This is a genomic window from Bradyrhizobium sp. SZCCT0148, from assembly GCF_018129985.1.
Classification (GTDB): Bacteria; Pseudomonadota; Alphaproteobacteria; order Rhizobiales; family Xanthobacteraceae; genus Bradyrhizobium; species Bradyrhizobium japonicum_H.
Genome location: NZ_JAFCKT010000003.1, coordinates 59,873 through 75,457, shown reverse-complemented (window position 1 = coordinate 75,457; position 15,585 = coordinate 59,873). Strand labels below are relative to the sequence as shown.

At 63.6% G+C, this 15,585-nt stretch carries 15 protein-coding genes; 5 read left to right on the top strand and 10 right to left on the bottom strand.

Annotated features, from left to right (window positions below; all coding sequences use genetic code 11):
- Positions 1-5: 5 nt before the first annotated feature.
- Both JQ580_RS12165 and JQ580_RS12160 read right to left on the bottom strand, forming a co-directional pair.
- On the bottom strand, positions 6-3,422 hold the full coding sequence (locus JQ580_RS12165; RefSeq protein WP_212280300.1) for a helicase-related protein: 3,417 nt from the start codon (positions 3,420-3,422) through the stop codon (positions 6-8).
- A gap of 849 nt (positions 3,423-4,271) precedes the next feature.
- Positions 4,272-5,081 carry a DUF3108 domain-containing protein gene (locus JQ580_RS12160; RefSeq protein WP_212280796.1) on the bottom strand — a complete coding sequence of 270 codons (810 nt, stop codon included), beginning with the start codon at positions 5,079-5,081 and terminating at the stop codon, positions 4,272-4,274.
- 535 nt (positions 5,082-5,616) lie between these two features.
- On the opposite strand from JQ580_RS12160, the gene rpmB reads away from it, so the two are divergent.
- A complete protein-coding gene (rpmB, locus tag JQ580_RS12155; RefSeq protein WP_106949527.1) occupies positions 5,617-5,928 on the top strand; it encodes a 50S ribosomal protein L28 in 312 nt (103 codons plus the stop codon).
- 187 nt (positions 5,929-6,115) lie between these two features.
- The gene (locus JQ580_RS12150; protein ID WP_212280299.1) at positions 6,116-7,078 is read left to right on the top strand and encodes a DUF4917 family protein; all 963 of its coding nucleotides are present in this window, start codon (positions 6,116-6,118) and stop codon (positions 7,076-7,078) included.
- Positions 7,079-7,166: 88 nt separating this feature from the next.
- Here the strand turns inward: JQ580_RS12150 and JQ580_RS12145 are convergent, their stop codons facing one another.
- The 5 genes from JQ580_RS12145 to JQ580_RS12125 all read right to left on the bottom strand — a co-directional run bounded on the left by JQ580_RS12145 (position 7,167) and on the right by JQ580_RS12125 (position 10,116).
- On the bottom strand, positions 7,167-7,853 hold the full coding sequence (locus JQ580_RS12145) for a HEPN domain-containing protein (protein ID WP_212280298.1): 687 nt from the start codon (positions 7,851-7,853) through the stop codon (positions 7,167-7,169).
- A gap of 2 nt (positions 7,854-7,855) precedes the next feature.
- Complete coding sequence (locus tag JQ580_RS12140; RefSeq protein ID WP_212280297.1) at positions 7,856-8,968, bottom strand: DUF262 domain-containing protein; 1,113 nt, start codon at positions 8,966-8,968, stop codon at positions 7,856-7,858.
- Between the two features lie 202 nt (positions 8,969-9,170).
- On the bottom strand, positions 9,171-9,449 hold the full coding sequence (locus JQ580_RS12135) for a DUF1488 family protein (RefSeq protein ID WP_211379716.1): 279 nt from the start codon (positions 9,447-9,449) through the stop codon (positions 9,171-9,173).
- Between the two features lie 95 nt (positions 9,450-9,544).
- Positions 9,545-9,841, bottom strand: coding sequence for a hypothetical protein (locus tag JQ580_RS12130; protein WP_212280296.1), 297 nt, complete (start codon positions 9,839-9,841; stop codon positions 9,545-9,547).
- The gene (locus JQ580_RS12125; protein ID WP_212280295.1) at positions 9,838-10,116 is read right to left on the bottom strand and encodes a hypothetical protein; all 279 of its coding nucleotides are present in this window, start codon (positions 10,114-10,116) and stop codon (positions 9,838-9,840) included. The genes JQ580_RS12130 and JQ580_RS12125 overlap by 4 nt, the downstream gene beginning before the upstream one ends.
- Before the next feature lie 407 nt (positions 10,117-10,523).
- Here JQ580_RS12125 and JQ580_RS34090 point away from each other — a divergent pair, with 407 nt between their 5' ends.
- The 3 genes from JQ580_RS34090 to JQ580_RS12115 all read left to right on the top strand — a co-directional run bounded on the left by JQ580_RS34090 (position 10,524) and on the right by JQ580_RS12115 (position 12,756).
- Positions 10,524-10,658 (top strand): hypothetical protein, encoded by a 135-nt coding sequence (locus tag JQ580_RS34090; RefSeq protein ID WP_256471549.1) that lies wholly within the window; start codon positions 10,524-10,526, stop codon positions 10,656-10,658.
- A gap of 314 nt (positions 10,659-10,972) precedes the next feature.
- Positions 10,973-12,325, top strand: a complete 1,353-nt coding sequence (locus JQ580_RS12120; RefSeq protein ID WP_212280294.1) for a DUF2235 domain-containing protein — start codon at positions 10,973-10,975, stop codon at positions 12,323-12,325.
- A 185-nt stretch (positions 12,326-12,510) separates the two neighbouring features.
- Positions 12,511-12,756, top strand: coding sequence for a PilZ domain-containing protein (locus tag JQ580_RS12115; protein ID WP_212280293.1), 246 nt, complete (start codon positions 12,511-12,513; stop codon positions 12,754-12,756).
- Between the two features lie 120 nt (positions 12,757-12,876).
- Here the strand turns inward: JQ580_RS12115 and JQ580_RS12110 are convergent, their stop codons facing one another.
- The 3 genes from JQ580_RS12110 to JQ580_RS12100 all read right to left on the bottom strand — a co-directional run bounded on the left by JQ580_RS12110 (position 12,877) and on the right by JQ580_RS12100 (position 15,526).
- On the bottom strand, positions 12,877-13,284 hold the full coding sequence (locus JQ580_RS12110; protein ID WP_212280292.1) for a hypothetical protein: 408 nt from the start codon (positions 13,282-13,284) through the stop codon (positions 12,877-12,879).
- Between the two features lie 132 nt (positions 13,285-13,416).
- Complete coding sequence (locus tag JQ580_RS12105) at positions 13,417-14,529, bottom strand: NADH:flavin oxidoreductase/NADH oxidase (RefSeq protein WP_212280291.1); 1,113 nt, start codon at positions 14,527-14,529, stop codon at positions 13,417-13,419.
- 178 nt (positions 14,530-14,707) lie between these two features.
- Positions 14,708-15,526, bottom strand: coding sequence for a Bug family tripartite tricarboxylate transporter substrate binding protein (locus JQ580_RS12100; RefSeq protein WP_311982451.1), 819 nt, complete (start codon positions 15,524-15,526; stop codon positions 14,708-14,710).
- Positions 15,527-15,585: the final 59 nt, after the last annotated feature.

Below are 15,585 nucleotides of genomic sequence, written 5' to 3'. Positions count from 1 at the left end.
TGGCACTACTCCTTGCGCCCGGAAAGCTGCTCCTTCAGCGCGGCGAGTTTCGCGAAGGGCGAGTTCGGATCGGCGGGACGGTCGCGCTCGCGCGGGTTCGCGCTCGAGGCGTAGGGACGCAGCGACGGACCGCCCTGGCGGTCGCGGCCCTTGTCGCGATCACGGCCGCGGTTGTCACGGCCCTTGTCGCGATCTCCGCCGAATTTGCCCTTGTCGCGATCGCGTCCCTTGTTGTTGTCGCGATCCTTGCCCTCGAAGCGGCGGTTCTTGTCGTCGCGCCCCTCGGGACGCGGCGCGCCTTCGCCACCTTCGCGCGGCTTGCGGAAGTCTCTGCCGCCGTCCCTGCTGCGATGGCCGCCATGGCGATGGCCCGGCTTGGCGCCGTCGGCGGCTTCGCCGGGCGCAGCGTTCGCCGCACCGGGCGCAGCGCCGGCTTCGGCGCCGGCCTGCGGACGCTGGTTCTGGTGACGCTGGTGGCGATGGCGCTCGTGGCGCGGCTTGCGGTCCTCGTGACGGCCGCCGGGACGCCAGACCTCGATCAGTTCGGGCTCGGCGGGCGTCGCCGCAGCTTCGGGCGCGGCAGCGTCGGGTGCCGCGGCAGCCTCGGCTGCTGCCGTCTCGGCCGGAGCGGCTTCGAGGCCGGCGGACTCGGTCGGCGCAGCAGCGTCTTCCGCCGGCGGCGCAATGCCGGGCGCGTCTTCGGGCGTGACAGGGGCCTCGGGAGAGCCTTCCAGCGCAGGCTCGGCCTGCTGGGCCGGCTCGTCCTGCGGCTCCATGCCGGGCGCGTCTTCGACGGTGACCGGCTCGGCGGCAGCTTCGGTGGAAGCCTCCGCCGGCAGGCCGGCAACGGCCTCGACTGCAGTCTCGTTCGAGGTTTCCGCGCTGCCTTCAGCCGGCGGCGTCTCGGCTGCGACCGTCTCGGCCACGGCGGGCTTTGCCGGCAGCGGCGGACGCTTCTCCATGCGATAGCCGAGGGCGCGCAGCACCGAGGCGAAATCTTCGCCGGCGGATCCCGTGAGCGAGGTCATCGCCTGCGTCACCACGAAACTGCGGCCGTCGAAGGCGCCGGCCGGCTTTTCGCCGGAAGCGTTCTCGCGCCAGGCCAGCGCCGGGCGGATCAGATCGGCCAGGCGCTCCAGGATGTCGACGCGTACGGCGCGCTCGCCGGCCTGCTTGTAGCCGAGCACGCGATAGGCATCGCGCGGCAGCGCCTTGTCGACCGGGAACGAGGTGCGCCCCGAGGACGCCAGATGCTGCGCGCCGGACAGCGAGGACAGATCGACATTGTCCTGCTTCAACGCCCACAGCAGCGCGGCCAGCGCACGCCCGGCGGGCTTGAGCAGGCCGGGGAAGTAGATGTGATAGGCGCCGAAACGGACGCCGTATTTGCGCAGCACTGCGCGCGAGGGCTGGTCGAGATCCTTCAGCTCGTTGGCAATCTTGGGACGCTCGAGCACGCCGAGGGCCTCGACGAGCTGATAGGCGATGCCGCGGGCGATGCCGGTGACGTCCTCGGCCTTGGACAGCTCGAACATCGGCCCGAGCAGCTTCTCGATATGGGTCTTGAGCCAGAGCTCGAGCCGGGCCTGCACCTTGTCGCGGGGGGCGCCGGTCAGGCGCTCGTCGGAGATGATGCGGATGCGCGGATGCAGCGCGTCCTCTGCGGCGGACAGTCGCGCCACCGCGTCGCCGGTCCAGCGGATGATGCCTTCCGAGGTCAGCACGAACTGATCGTCCGGCGCGTTGCCGAGCTTTTCGGCGCGCGCGTTGATCTCGCCGGCGAGCACCGCCTGCGCTGCAGCCTGCAAGGCTTTCGCATCGGAGCCGGCTTCCGCCGCATCCGGTGCAAAGGTGAAGCCATCGAGACGGCCGATGACATGGCCTTCGACGATGACTTCGCCGGTCTTGCCGATTTCAGTATTCAAGCTCGTGTTCTCCCGCAGGCGGCGCATCAATACACTGGTCCGGCGATCAACGAAACGCTCAGTCAAGCGTTCATGGAGCGCATCCGATAATTTATTTTCGACCTCGCGGGCGATTCCCTGCCAGCGTTCGGGGTCTTTCAGCCAGTCCGGACGGTTGGCGACGAAGGTCCAGGTGCGGATCTGCGCGATTCGGGCCGACAGCGTGTCGATGTCGCCGTCGATGCGGTCGGCCTGGGTGATCTGCGCCGCGAACCAGGCATCGGGGATGCAGCCCTTCCGCATCAGGAAGCCGTACAGCGTGGTGACCAGCTCGGCATGGGCGGCCGGCGACAGCTTGCGATAATCCGGGACCTGGCAGGCCTCCCACAGCCGCTCCACGGCGTCCTTGCCATGCGCGACGTCGCGCACCTCGGCGTCGCGGGCGGCGTGCTCGAGCACGCGCATGTCCTCGGCAACGGGCGCGCGCGTCAGCGCCTCGTGGCCGGGGCCGAGGTTCAGCGACACCTGGAGCGCGCCGAGCGAGGCGAAATCCAGCCTCGCATTGCGCCATTGCAGCATCTTCACGGAATCGAAGGTGTGGTTCTGCAGCGCGTTGACGAGCTCGGGCTCGAACGGCCCGCAGCGGCCGGTGGTGCCGAAGGTGCCGTTGCGCGTGGCGCGGCCCGCGCGGCCTGCGATCTGCGCGAATTCGGACGGCGTCAGCCGGCGGAACTGGTAGCCGTCGTATTTGCGGTCGGAGGCGAAGGCGACGTGGTCGACGTCGAGATTGAGGCCCATGCCGACGGCGTCGGTGGCGACGAGATAATCGACGTCGCCGTTCTGGAACATCGCCACCTGCGCATTGCGCGTGCGGGGCGAGAGCGAGCCCAGCACCACGGCGGCGCCGCCATGCTGGCGGCGGATCAGCTCGGCAATGGCGTAGACCTCGTCGGCCGAGAACGCGACGATGGCGGTGCGGCGCGGCTGGCGCGTGATCTTGCGGTCGCCGGCGAATTCCAGCTGCGACAGCCTGGGACGCGTGATCATGGAGACGCCGGGCAGCAGCCGCTCGATGATCGGGCGCATGGTGGCAGCGCCGAGCAGCAGCGTCTCGTCGCGGCCGCGGCGGTTGAGGATGCGGTCGGTGAAGACATGGCCGCGTTCGAGATCGCTGGCGATCTGGACTTCGTCGACGGCGAGGAAGGAGACGTCGAGGTCGCGCGGCATCGCCTCGACGGTCGACACCCAATAGCGCGGGCTCTTCGGCTTGATCTTCTCCTCGCCGGTGACGAGCGCGACCGCGTCGCTGCCGACCCTTGCCGCGATCTTGTTGTAGACCTCGCGCGCGAGCAGGCGCAGCGGCAGGCCGATCATGCCCGAAGGATGCGCCAGCATCCGTTCGATGGCGAGATGGGTCTTGCCGGTATTGGTCGGCCCGAGCACCGCGGTGACGCCGGCGCCGGGCACGCGATCGGACAGCGCGCGCTCGGAGGCGAAGGGGGAGGAGGAAAAGGGCATCTGGGGGATTAGGTAATGCCTGATCGGGCGAATGTCAGTGCTGTCTGGTGCGCGTCCCTGCTCCTCATCCTGAGGAGCGCGTCAGCGCGTCTCGAAGGATGAAGGCCCCGGTTGCCGGTGCCGTCGCCAGGCCCCTCGCCCTTCGAGACGGCCGCTTGCGCGGCCTCCTCAGGGTGAGGGGCGCGCCGAATGTAGGAACGCCCTCCCCAGATCCCGCGCAACTGTCTCACTTTGCGACGCTTTTCCCGTTGGCCTTAAGCTTCGGAACGACTCTAGAACGAATCGCGGCCGAATCGCTGACTCCCTCCGGAGTCATGTTCCGTTCACGCAACATGTCGCGGGAGTCCTGTTGGCTGCGACTAGATGGAGTTTTGGGCCGCCGTACAAGTGACGTTTCGATGGCTGAAAGCGTTAAGTTGGGGACGGCGCGGAGTCGAATCAGAATCGGGGAGGAGTCAAATGGATTCCCGGCCCCGTCATGCGCGGGCTTGCCCCGCGGATCCATCGCAACAAAGAGCGTGTTTTCGAGGGATGGATGGCCGGGTCGAGCCCGGCGATGACGGCTTCGCTATCCCATTTTTGCGAAAACAACCCCATGCACAGTAGGGATGTCATTGAAATTGCTTACTTCTTTTTCCATCCCGACAGGCACGGCAATCGCCCATGGCTTTTCACGAGTTGAGCGCACGCCTCGTCCTTCGAGACGACCGCTTCGCGGTCTCCTCAGGATGAGGCGAACCGGCACGGTCTCCGTTGAAGCTGCTTACCGCGCACCCGGTCCTCATCCTGAGGGCCCGCCAACGGCGGGCGTCTCGAAGGATGGCTACAAAGGAAGCGCTTCGCTGCGGCCTACTGCGTCTTCGCCACGCGCGGCGGCTGGGCGGTGGTGATGAAGCTGGTGGCTTCCAGCATGGCCGGCCCGAGCGGCGTCGGCACTTTCAGCCAGAACGGGACCAGGATGCGCGTGCCGGCGATGGGGGCGAACGCGATTTCCATGTTGCGCTGGGCGGCGAGGTATTTGATCACGGGACGGTCGGGGATGTAGCCCGCGACTGGCACGAAATAGATCGCGCAGACCACCACCGGGCCCTTGTAGCCCTTCTCGGCCTTGACGGTCTCCATGCGCTTGAAATCGAGCTTGAGCTCGTAGCGCATGCGGCCGTCGAACACCGGGGCCGAGCTGTGGCAGGCCTCCGGCGAGACCGGGTCGCCGGTGCCTGATACCCGCAACAGCGAGGCCGTCATGGGGTCCCAGACGCCGCGGCGGTGCGCGTCGGTGACGACGATCCGATCCGGATCGACCGGCGGCTCCGGCAGGATGGCAAAATCCTTCACGTTGCCCTTGTCGAGCGTGATGCGGATCTCTTCGGTCTTCTTCTGGGTGGTGGTGGAGGCCTGGTAGCCGGTCGCCACCAGCGCGCCGTTGACGACGCGCCCCTGGCTGGCGCCGGTGCCGGACCCGCCCGTGAACGATTTCAGCAGCCCCGAGGTGCCGCCGGAGGCCGCGGCCGCGAACACGTCGTCCTGGATATCGATGTTCCAGGCGCCCTTGCCGACGGGAATGCCGGCCAGCGAGGCCTCATATTGCGCCTCGAGCTTGCCCTGCGCCGCCGCCGGCCCGGCGCCCCACGCCAGCGTCAGGCCGCAAACCACCGCCAGCCAGCCGGCAAGGCGCGGGCGGGCGGAGCGCGATCTGGGCGCAACATGGGGCGATATCAGCACGAAGCAATCCAATCGGGGCGCGACGGTCGTTACTTAAGCCAAAAACCGCGGCGGACAATGTGTCGGAACGTGTCGATCCGGGAACTCCACCGAACTCTTCGGCGGCGAATACGCCCTTTATGTGATGGTAAAGCGCGACAAACACTGCCGTTTTGGTGATCGGGCGGGCAGCAGCGCCCACTTGCTTACACCCCCTCCGCTGTCATGCCCCGGCTTGACCAGGGCATCCGGTGCGCCGCGGGCCTCTGGCCGGCCGCGCCGCCGCGGCGTGCTGGATCACCCGCCTGCGCGGGCATGACACGAGGGGGTGAGGCATGCTGCGGAAGCACGAATCCCCGCCCAAAACCTTGACGTCCCGCCCCTTCCCCCCTATACGTCCGCCCGCTCCCTGCAAGGACAAAAGAATTCGCCCCCGTGGCGCCCAGAATGGCGGCCGCACATCGTTGGGGGTTTCAGGATAAGGATTGATGCCATGTCTCGCCGCTGCGAACTGACGGCCAAGGGCCCCCTCGTCGGCCACAAGGTCAGCCACTCCAACATCAAGACCAAGCGCCGCTTCCTGCCGAACCTGGTCAACGTGACCTTCATCAGCGAAGCCCTGGAGCGCAACGTGCGCCTGCGCGTCTCCACCAACGCGGTGAAGAGCGTCGACCACAACGGCGGCCTCGACGCCTACCTGCTCAAGGCCAAGGCCGACGTCCTGTCGCCGCGCGCCCTCGACCTGAAGCGCGCCATCCAGAAGAAGGTCGGCCCGACGGCCGCACCGGCCAAGAAGGCCAGCTGAGATTTCAGAATTGGGCGGGGGCTAGGTTGCGTCGCGTGGCGTAGGCTTAGCCGAGTAAGAGTTTGCGTTGCGGCCGGATCGGAAGATCCGGCCGTTTTTGTTTATTCGATTAGCAATTCAACAGAGGGTCGACACCGAAATCGCAGATCTGTAAATAAACTCAACACAACCACTGGATGTGCAGCGCATGCCCGAGATACTCCGCTTCGATGCAGCTTTAAAAAAGATCGGCAACGAATCTTGCTCGATATTGTTGGGTAACGGATTTTCAGCCGCATACTGTGGTTATAGAACCCTGCTCGATAAGTCGGGGCTTGCAGCAGACGCTCCGTGTCGCATTCTGTTTGACCGCCTCGATACTCCAAATTTCGAACGCGTAGTGAGAGCATTGGAGGATGCAGCAATCGTAGAGCGTGCATACGGCCGGGAAGTTGAGGCGGACAAACTGTTAGCCGACGCCGAAGTGGTACGAAAGGCGCTGATTACAGCGATTCAGGCTGCCCATCCTACCCATTTGGATAAGATCAAGGGTGTGATCCCGAATTGCTTAGAGTTTCTAAATCCATTCATCCGCGTATTCACGACCAACTACGATCTTCTTCTCTATTGGGTGATGATTAAGTCCCGGCAATTCGGCGACGGTTTTTATCTCGCCCAAGAAGAAAATGGTTTCCGTGGCCCGTTCGTCGAGGACAACCGATGCAACGTGTATAATATTCACGGTGGGCTTCATTTGTTTCTCCGGAAAGATGGAGAGACAGAGAAACGGCTGGCAGGAGCAGACGGCGGGCTCGAAGCCATCGCACAAACAATCGAGAATAATAATCGCTTCCCCATATACGTTGCCGAAGGATCCACGGAATCAAAGCAGGCACGGATCGCTTCGATACCCTATCTAAAGCTTTGCTTCGAACGCCTGAAGGAAAGCAGGGGCTGCTTCTTCGTGTACGGTTCGGCCGCAGACGATAACGATGCTCATATCTATAACGCGCTCTTCGCTTCAAAAATAAGCCATTTATATTTTTGCATATACGACCTCAATGAACTAGCTGCGCTTGATGGCAAACTCGCGAAATATCAAAAATCAAATAGATCAAAGGTGCAGTATACCTTCGTTGATTCAAAGAGCGCAGGGGTTTGGGGGGATTAGTCGTACGACCAAGTATCGCTCACAGGGGTCGAGCCGTCTCCGCACGATAAGCGCGCATCAAAACTGATTCCATTTAGCTTCGGAAATGTCACCACGGCCGCGGCACATTGAACTGTTTTGCAATACTCACTGACAGGTGACGATCGGCCCGCTCGCAAAAATCTCGGATACCCCGCATATAGCGCTTTATGTCCGCTTGTGTTGCCTGCGCCGTGTAGTCGCCGTGTGCAATGTTGTTCCGGAGGTCAACAAGCCCCTGCACGCCAAGCCACAAGGTCTTTCGAGAACTTTCCTTTCGCGTGATCTGTTTAAAGATGTCGTCTAAGCCCCACAATTTGAAAAATCGGACAAGGTCTTTCGGATGAGGGGCCTTCATCCACATAAGCAGGCGATCGTGCAGTATCGCACCGCCAGAATGAGCACTCCAAATCCAAGCCTCATTCGCTGTGAAGTCGAGTAGCTTCGGTGCACGATTCTCCCAACCTGTTCGTCCCAGTTCATCGATGGGAACAATTGAGTGTTGCAACCGAATTCGATCCGGGATCTTATCCCCCGCCAGATTTAGTGTGTTGAGCAAGGTTACAAGCTCTTCATTCACCGAGTAAATATAACGCTCGAAGTGAGAAGAAAGGAGCACCGCCTGTCCTCGGCCGACTGCACGAGCAAGCTTTAGCGACTCGGGCGAATTGCGAGCAAGCGTCGGGTGTGAAGCAGCACCCAAATGAGTGACCTCGTCTAGTGCAGCGATCAATGCTTGAAGCGATGAAGAGGGCATGGCTAGTGACTGAGATTGTGAGGAACCTGCATTTTGGCTCCTGCATCCTGTATCGCAGCGACTGTATCTCTTACTCGCTTTAGAGTTCTCGAACGATCGCCCGTCGCTCGCTGAACAGCATCTGTAAATGTCTCATCCATGAAAAGTGCAGCGACATTTTTCTTCACTGCTTTTTTGCTCGGCAAAGAAGTGCCCGCAACCCATGAACAAGCCAGAAGTTGAGACTCGAGTAGCGCACGATTGACCGCCGTTTCGGCAGGTTCGCCATTTGGGCCGAGCACCCGAAAAGCTGACTGACCCAATAGCTCGGCAGCCGTATCTACGGCTCGAATGAAAGCTGCTCGATATGCTTCTATCTTCTGAGAATCGGCGGATCTCACGGTGCTCATAAACTCATTCAAGAATTTTTTGAGCGGAGTCTTATAAGTCCCCAACTTCTCTCTCATTGCAAAGAAGCGAAGTATTGCTTCTTCATCAACCATTCGCTTGCGCGGCATCTTCGTTCCGATAAGCACGCGAAAGGAAGAAAGGTTAGCGAGTTCGTGCAACAAGTCGTTAAACGGTCCACGGTAGATAGAGTTACGAAGTTCTTGCGCGTTGAGCGAAATGGAACCGGTATTTAAGCGCTCATATATTTCGAACTTCATGTTCGGATGGGAGTCAATTGAAATCAAGATCGTTCTGAGAGTCCGCATCCTTAGAAAGCGCTGCTCGCGGTCGGGCAATTCCAGATATCGGAGACCTCGATATTCTCTAAGTACGGCCAGACCGGAAAGCGGATAAAGGCCCCCCAAGTAATTCACGATCGAACGGACACGCTGATGGCCATCAAATATTTCGTATTTCGCTTCCTCCGTTTCAGCAAAATACAAAACAGGAATTGGGATATTGAGAAGGAGAGATTCGATCAACCGGCTCGCCTTCGCAGAATCCCATACATATTCGCGTTGAATATCGGGTAGTACGAGCTGCTTAGAACCCCATTGCTCTTGTAGAGTTTGGACGGACAGATCGAGCGGTTGTGTAATTACTCGACGTTCGGCCGGAGGGAACGAGAAATCCTCGTTGTCATCAGTCTCGCCAAGATCTTGATCGGCAGGTAGTTTTGCAGCCATCAGCTTCCCCTAACACCTAAGAAAACCAAAGGTTGCTTGTTGGCGCAATAGGCCGGAACGATCCATGGCCGACATACTCAAGAAATTTGTACGTTCGCCGGGCCGAAACTCGATCGCTAACTGCGCCCCGCCGCCAACGGGAGCGTGGCCCGAGGTATCGGTTTATAGATACGAGCTTCAGACCAGATTCGCCCCTCTTCCCCTACCCCCGAAAATCAATGCTCCGCAGCACGATGCCCGGCGGGGTCCCCTCGAACTCCGTCGCCTGATACTTCCGCTCGACGCAGGCTTCGATGCGCTCGCTCAGGCGGGTGAACTGGGCTTCGCGCTCGCTGGGTCTGGCGCGCGGGCCGCGTTCGAGGTCGTCCATCGCGGAGGTCGAGATCGCGCAGGCGATCTCCCTGGTGCCGTCCTGCAGCGAGAACTGGACGATGCCGCGGTCCTGATCGTAGGCGATGAAACGGCTGGCGGTGAGTGGCATGGGGGACTCCTGTCATACGATGGGTGCGCGCCCGCATCCGCCTGCCCTGAAGCTTCGGCGCGACAGGAGCGGGAGAGGTGAACCAGCGGCCGGCGTCAGCTGTCGCCGCCGAGTTTGGCGAAATCGTCGAACAGGGCGGCGACCAGCGCGCGGTGTCGGGTGTCTTCGTTGGGCAGGCTCGCGGCATAGAGGTTGAGCAGATAGCGCGCCTTCACCGCGGCCTCCGGCCACGAGGTGGCGGGCGCCGACATCATGCGGTTCTCGAGGTCGGCCTCGCGCTCGCGCAGCTCCCTGACATTGTTCTCGACCTCGGCCAGCGCGCGGCGCAGGTCGGTCGCCTTCTGGGCGGCCATGCCGCGATGCTTGTCGAGGTCCACGGGGATGTCAGTCATGGGCGCGGTTCGTCTCCTGAGAATTGCGCGTCGGCCGCCTGCGCATCGGCAAGGTCGACCGAGCCGATCGACAGCACCTCGGTCGCGCCCCGCACGCCTTCGGACGGCACGGTGATCATGGTGGCGATGCGGCGCCAGGATGCGAACGACAGCCCGTCGATCATCTCCTCGTCGGTGACGACCTCATAGGTGCCGGCCGGCAGTTCGCGCGCGATGCCGCGAATGTGGACCGGATGCCTGAATGTGATGGTTTCGCGCCGCGAGCGTGTGGTCATGCGAGCCTCCCTTGCGCTGGTCAGGCCCCAACCGACGTGGCTGCGCGGAGCATGCGCCGGTTGGCCCGCAATAGCCAGCTTTATCGCGCCCGGCGCGCGCGGCGTTTTAGGCCTCGCTATCGGTGGTGTGCGGGCGTAGGCTCGCCTGCATCAGCGCATGCTTCCGTTTCGCAACGGGTGGGAGCCGGGAGTACATGCGCCAGGGCCGGTGCCCTGTTCCGTGAGCGCGACCGGCGAACAGGCCGGCGCGACAACGTCTCGTGCGGCCAACTTCGACGCAAGGGCCTGCAAGGCCCGAGAGCCCGCCTTCGCGCGGGTGCTGCCATCGGACGACCGCGAATTCCCAAGAGTCGAACCCCCAAGAGTCGCACTCGAACACTCGAACCCCCACAGAGGAGACTGACGTCATGGCCAAGGGACAGCAAAAGGGCAATCGCGAAACCAAGAAGCCGAAGAAGGAAAAAGCCAAGGTGATCGCCGCCGCGCCGAACCGCAAGGACGCCGCCTGGCAGCCGGATTTCGGGCCGGGGAAGAAGAAGTAGGACACGTCCTTCGCCATTCTGCGCCGAAAGCAGGACCAGTCGTTCTCGCGACCCCGCTTGCGGCCATCCTTCGAGACGCCCGCCTTCGGCGGGCCCTCAGGATGAGGCGCGGCGTGCGCGGCGACTGCATCAACTAGCGACAATGCCATTCAGCCTCATCCTGAGGAGGCGCGTCAGCGCCGTCTCGAAGGACGAGGCGTGCGCCCCGGCCGCGCAAAGCGTCGATTGGCGCCGCGAAGGCAGAAGCGGCGTCTCCTCTCCGTCGCGCTTTCCCGCTATGCTCGCCTCGGTAGCATCACCCGGAGGCGCATCCCGTGGAGCAGGCCCACACCACCGCGACCAGATCCGAGCCGAAACATCTCGTCATCTGCTGTGACGGCACCGGCAACGAGATCTCGGAGAACATCTCCAACGTCCTGAAGCTGTACCGCTGCCTGCGCAAGACCGACAAGACGTCGCCGCGGCAGCTGGTGTTCTACGATCCCGGCGTCGGCACGGTGACGCAGCCGACGACGTGGCACCGCCTGAAGGCCAACATCAACCTGGTGCTGGGGCTCGCCACCGGCTACGGGCTCGATGACAACGTGCTCAGCGCCTATTGCTTCCTGGTCGAGCATTACGCGCCCGGCGACAGGATCTATCTATTCGGCTTCTCGCGCGGCGCCTACACGGTTCGCGTGCTGGCGGGGCTGATCCACAAGATCGGGCTGGTCAGGCCGGAGCAGGCCAACCTCGCAGGCTCGGGGCTCGTCGCCTACAAGCAATATTCCGGCACCGGGCGCGGTAACGACGTCGCGGACCTCAGGGATGTCGATGTCGACGACCAGGGGCCGCTGCCGAAGGACCAGTTCGACCTCGCCGCCCAGTTCGCCCGCATCACCTCGACGCGCTGGCCGACCATCCATTTCATCGGCGTCTGGGACACGGTGGCGAGCGTGATCGTGCCGCGGCGCGACAATCTGTTCTTCCTGTTCAGCCTGGAGGAGCTCGCCTTCACGCGGCGCAATCCCAGCGTCAGGACCTTCCGGCAGGCGATCGCGATCGACGAGCGGCGCCGTATGTTCCGCCTCAACAAATATGAGGAGCCGCAGGAGTTCTGGAGCAACCGCTATGTGCCCGACGAGAAGAAGGTGCCGCAGGACATTCTGCAGGTGTGGTTCGCCGGCGTGCACAGCGACGTCGGCGGCGGCTATCCGGAGGCGCAAAGCGGCGACTCCAAATATCCGCTGATCTGGATGATCGCGGAGGCGGAGAAGGCGGGGCTGCAGTTCAACCCGGCGACCATCAAGCAGCTCGCCTGGGGCGTCCAGCGCAAGAACTCGCCGTTCCAGTATGTCGCGCCGGCCTACACCGGAAAGACGGGCATGCTGCACGATTCCATGACAGCGGGCTGGCGGGTGCTGGAGGTCTTTCCGAAGAGCGCGAAGTACCGGGAGTGGCCGGAGCGGAAGGTGTTTCTCGGCCTGTACATCCCCGATTGCGAGCCGCGCCTGATCCCCGAAGGCGCCCATGTGCATGAGAGCGTTTTGAAGCGGATCGCGGCGGAGCCGGACTACCGGCCGGTGAATTTGCCGAAGCACTATGTGACGGTGCCGATGCCGGTGCCGCCTGCTCCGGGTCTCCCGCTTGCAGGAGAGGCCGACGCGCTCGCAGAGCGCGGCGGGTGAAGGCTTTCACCACTCGGTCGAGCCCTTGGAGGCAGGAGTGTGGCACCCCGCTACCTTCGCTTTCCGCCTTCGCCGCAGCTTTTCATTAAAATTCTCCCGCCCGCTTTAGCCGGATCGCATCGACTCGTCCGCATCATCCTGCACAGGATCCGCCGCTACATCTGCGGAATTGGAGGAGAGTGCCAATGTATCCGCGTAAATTCGCCCGCGTGAAGCCTGCAGGGCTGGTATCGCGCCAGGCCAAGATCATCACCGACCCGCGCGCGCCCGTGATCACGTGCACGCTGATCGACTATTCGCCCGGCGGCGCCTGCGTCGATCTCGGCGGCCAGGTGAAGATCCCCGACAGATTCGATCTGCTGCACGTCAACACCAGGAAGCGCTGCCGCATCGCCTGGAAGCGCGGCACGCGGGTGGGCGTTGTGTTCTGAGCGGCGAGACGGGTGAGGGGTCTGCCTCCGCAGCCTCATCTGCTACGATCGGACTCGCTGAGGCAGCCCCCTCATCCGGCGCTTCGCGCCACCTTCTCCCACAAGGAGAGAAGGAAAAAGCTACTTCCGCATCCTCGCCTTCGCGCCGGCCACGATCTGCATGACGACGCCGACGATCCAGCCGATGAAGACGAGCCAGGTCCAGCCCATGTGCGGATCGATTCGGAGCACGATGACGAAGACGGAGACGAAGGCGGTCAGGGTTGCGAACAGCGTGCCGGCGGCGCTGAGGAATTCCGCGGCATCGATGTGGCTGTGCGCATCGTCGAACGGCATCTGCGGCGTGTCGATGCCGAGATAGAAGCCGATACCGCCGAGCACCATCATCAGCAGCAGAAAGCCCTGCGTGGTGAGTTGCGGGATCGACGATCCGACATGGGCGCCGACGAACAGGCCACATGCGGCGCCTGCCATCGCAAGGCCCACGCGCTCGAAGATGTGAGCGGTTTTGCGGACAGGATAACGCATGACGGGACCTCCGCAGGCAGTTGGGTGGAGGCAAGGTTAGGCCAGTTTTGCGGGAGGTTGAAGCTGAGGGAATTTACGGAGGAGGGTGAGCCGGCACCCTCCCCCCCGTTGTTGTGCGGCGAGCTGGAGAGGCTACCGCGCCCCGAACGTGGTCTTGCCGAACAGCGCCTTCTGCGTCGAGGGCTGCGAGCGCCAGTATTGCGGCGGCGCCTCGACCTCGCCGCCGACCTCGGCGGCGGCGTGCCAGCCCCAGCGCGGGTCGTAGAGCATGCCGCGGGCGAGCGCGACCATGTCGGCCTTGCCGGATGCGACGATCTCTTCGGCCTGCCGGCCCTCGGTGATCAGCCCGACGGCGATCGTCGGCAATCCGGTCTCGCGCTTGATGGCCTCCGCAAACTGCACCTGATAGCCGGGGCCGAGCGGGATCTTCTGCAGCGGCGAGACGCCGCCGGAGGAGGCGTCGATCCAGTCGACGCCGCGCGCCTTCAGCGCATTGGCGAACGCGATGGTCTGCGCCAGATCCCAGCCGCCCTCGACCCAGTCGGTCGACGACACCCGCATGCCCACCGGCTTGTCGTGCGGAAACACCGCGCGCACCGCGTCGTAGATCTCGAGCGGGAAGCGCATGCGGTTCTCGAGCGAGCCGCCGTATTCGTCGGTGCGCGTGTTGGAGATCGGCGACAGGAACTGATGCAGCAGATAGCCGTGCGCGCCGTGCAGCTCGATGGCGTCGATGCCGATGCGCTCGGCGCGCTTGGCGCTGTCGACGAAGGCGTCGCGAATGCGCTTGAGGCCGCTCGCGTCCAGCGCCAGCGGCGCGGCCTCGCCCTCCTTGTGCGGCAGCGCCGACGGCGCCACCGTCTGCCAGCCGCCCTGCTCCACCGGAATCAGCTGGCCACCGTCCCAGGGCCGCGCGCTACTGGCCTTGCGGCCGGCATGCGCGAGCTGCATCGCGATCGCCGTGCTGGAATGCTTGCGCACCGAGGTGAGGATCTGCTTCAGCGCGGCTTCGGCGGCATCGCTGTAGAGCCCGAGGCAGCCCGGCGTGATCCGGCCGATCGCCTCGACATGGGTCGCCTCGATGCAGAACATCGCCGCGCCCGACAGGCTGAGATTGTTGATGTGCGTGAAGTGCCAATCGGTGGCGACGCCGTCGTCCGCCGAATATTGGCACATCGGCGACACCACGATTCGGTTCTTCAACGTCAGGCCGCGCAGCTTGATCGGGGAAAACAGGACGCTCATGCGGGGAGGTTCCGGAGATGAGAGGGATGCAATTGCATCGAGTTTAGCGGGTGCCCCGCGGAATGCCAGTTGCGCGACGGACATGGCGGACCGGAAAGGCCTGCATTTATCGTCATCGTTGCCCCGGATTTGCGCTTCGCTTGTCCGGGATGATGGGGGATGCGTGCATAAGCCGCTGCTACGGCTTGATGCCGGCGGCCTTGATCAGCTCCTGATTGGCCGCCAGCTCGCGCTTGACGAGGTCGTCCATCTCGGCGGGCTTCATCGGCCTCGATTCGAGCCCGAGCTTTGCCAGGCTCGCCTGCATCGCCGGAGTGGCCAGGACTTTCTCGGCCGCCGCGGACAGCTTGTCGACGATCTCGCGCGGTGTCTTCGCCGGCACGAACACGCCGAACCAGATTTCGCTATCGGCGTCCTTCAACCCGATCTCGGTCGGCGTGGGCACATCGGGCAATTCGGCAACGCGCTTCGGTGTCGAGACCACCAACGCGCGGACCTGGCCCTCGCGGATCAGCGGCAGCGCGGTCGCCAGCGGACAGAAATACAGATCGATGCGGCCGCCGAGGATGTCGGCGATCACTTCGGGGCCGGCGCGATACGGCACATGCGTGGCCTCGATGCCGGCGGCGTAGCGGAACTTCTCGCTCGATATGTGCACGGCGCTGCCGATGCCGACCGAGCCGAACGAGATCGAGCCGGGCTTTGCCCTGGCCTCGGCGATGAACTCCTGGATGGTCTTCCAGGGCCGCTCCTTCGGCACGATCATCACGTTGGCACCGGATCCAATCATGAACACCGAGGCTAGATCGCGGCTGGGGTCGAAGCTCGCATTCGGGAAGATCAAGGGCGCGACGGTCAGCGCCGACGACTGGGCGAGCAGACTGTAACCATCGGGATCGGACTTCGCGACCGCCGCCGAACCGACCACACCTCCGCCGCCGGCGCGGTTTTCGATCACGATCGGCTGACCGAGCTCGGCGGAAAGACGCTCGAACACCAGCCGCGGGACCACTTCCCGGACCGAATGGAATAGTCGCCTTGATCAGCCGCGCCGGC

What these genes read in the sequence shown, in the direction of transcription:
- JQ580_RS12165 (WP_212280300.1), bottom strand. Translation starts at nt 3,422, where the DNA reads ATGCCCTTTTCCTCCTCCCCCTTCGCCTCCGAGCGCGCGCTGTCCGAT.
- rpmB (WP_106949527.1), top strand. Translation starts at nt 5,617, where the DNA reads ATGTCTCGCCGCTGCGAACTGACGGCCAAGGGCCCCCTCGTCGGCCAC.
- JQ580_RS12150 (WP_212280299.1), top strand. Translation starts at nt 6,116, where the DNA reads ATGCCCGAGATACTCCGCTTCGATGCAGCTTTAAAAAAGATCGGCAAC.
- JQ580_RS12145 (WP_212280298.1), bottom strand. Translation starts at nt 7,853, where the DNA reads ATGCCCTCTTCATCGCTTCAAGCATTGATCGCTGCACTAGACGAGGTC.
- JQ580_RS12140 (WP_212280297.1), bottom strand. Translation starts at nt 8,968, where the DNA reads ATGGCTGCAAAACTACCTGCCGATCAAGATCTTGGCGAGACTGATGAC.
- JQ580_RS12135 (WP_211379716.1), bottom strand. Translation starts at nt 9,449, where the DNA reads ATGCCACTCACCGCCAGCCGTTTCATCGCCTACGATCAGGACCGCGGC.
- JQ580_RS12130 (WP_212280296.1), bottom strand. Translation starts at nt 9,841, where the DNA reads ATGACTGACATCCCCGTGGACCTCGACAAGCATCGCGGCATGGCCGCC.
- JQ580_RS12125 (WP_212280295.1), bottom strand. Translation starts at nt 10,116, where the DNA reads ATGACCACACGCTCGCGGCGCGAAACCATCACATTCAGGCATCCGGTC.
- JQ580_RS34090 (WP_256471549.1), top strand. Translation starts at nt 10,524, where the DNA reads ATGGCCAAGGGACAGCAAAAGGGCAATCGCGAAACCAAGAAGCCGAAG.
- JQ580_RS12115 (WP_212280293.1), top strand. Translation starts at nt 12,511, where the DNA reads ATGTATCCGCGTAAATTCGCCCGCGTGAAGCCTGCAGGGCTGGTATCG.
- JQ580_RS12110 (WP_212280292.1), bottom strand. Translation starts at nt 13,284, where the DNA reads ATGCGTTATCCTGTCCGCAAAACCGCTCACATCTTCGAGCGCGTGGGC.
- JQ580_RS12105 (WP_212280291.1), bottom strand. Translation starts at nt 14,529, where the DNA reads ATGAGCGTCCTGTTTTCCCCGATCAAGCTGCGCGGCCTGACGTTGAAG.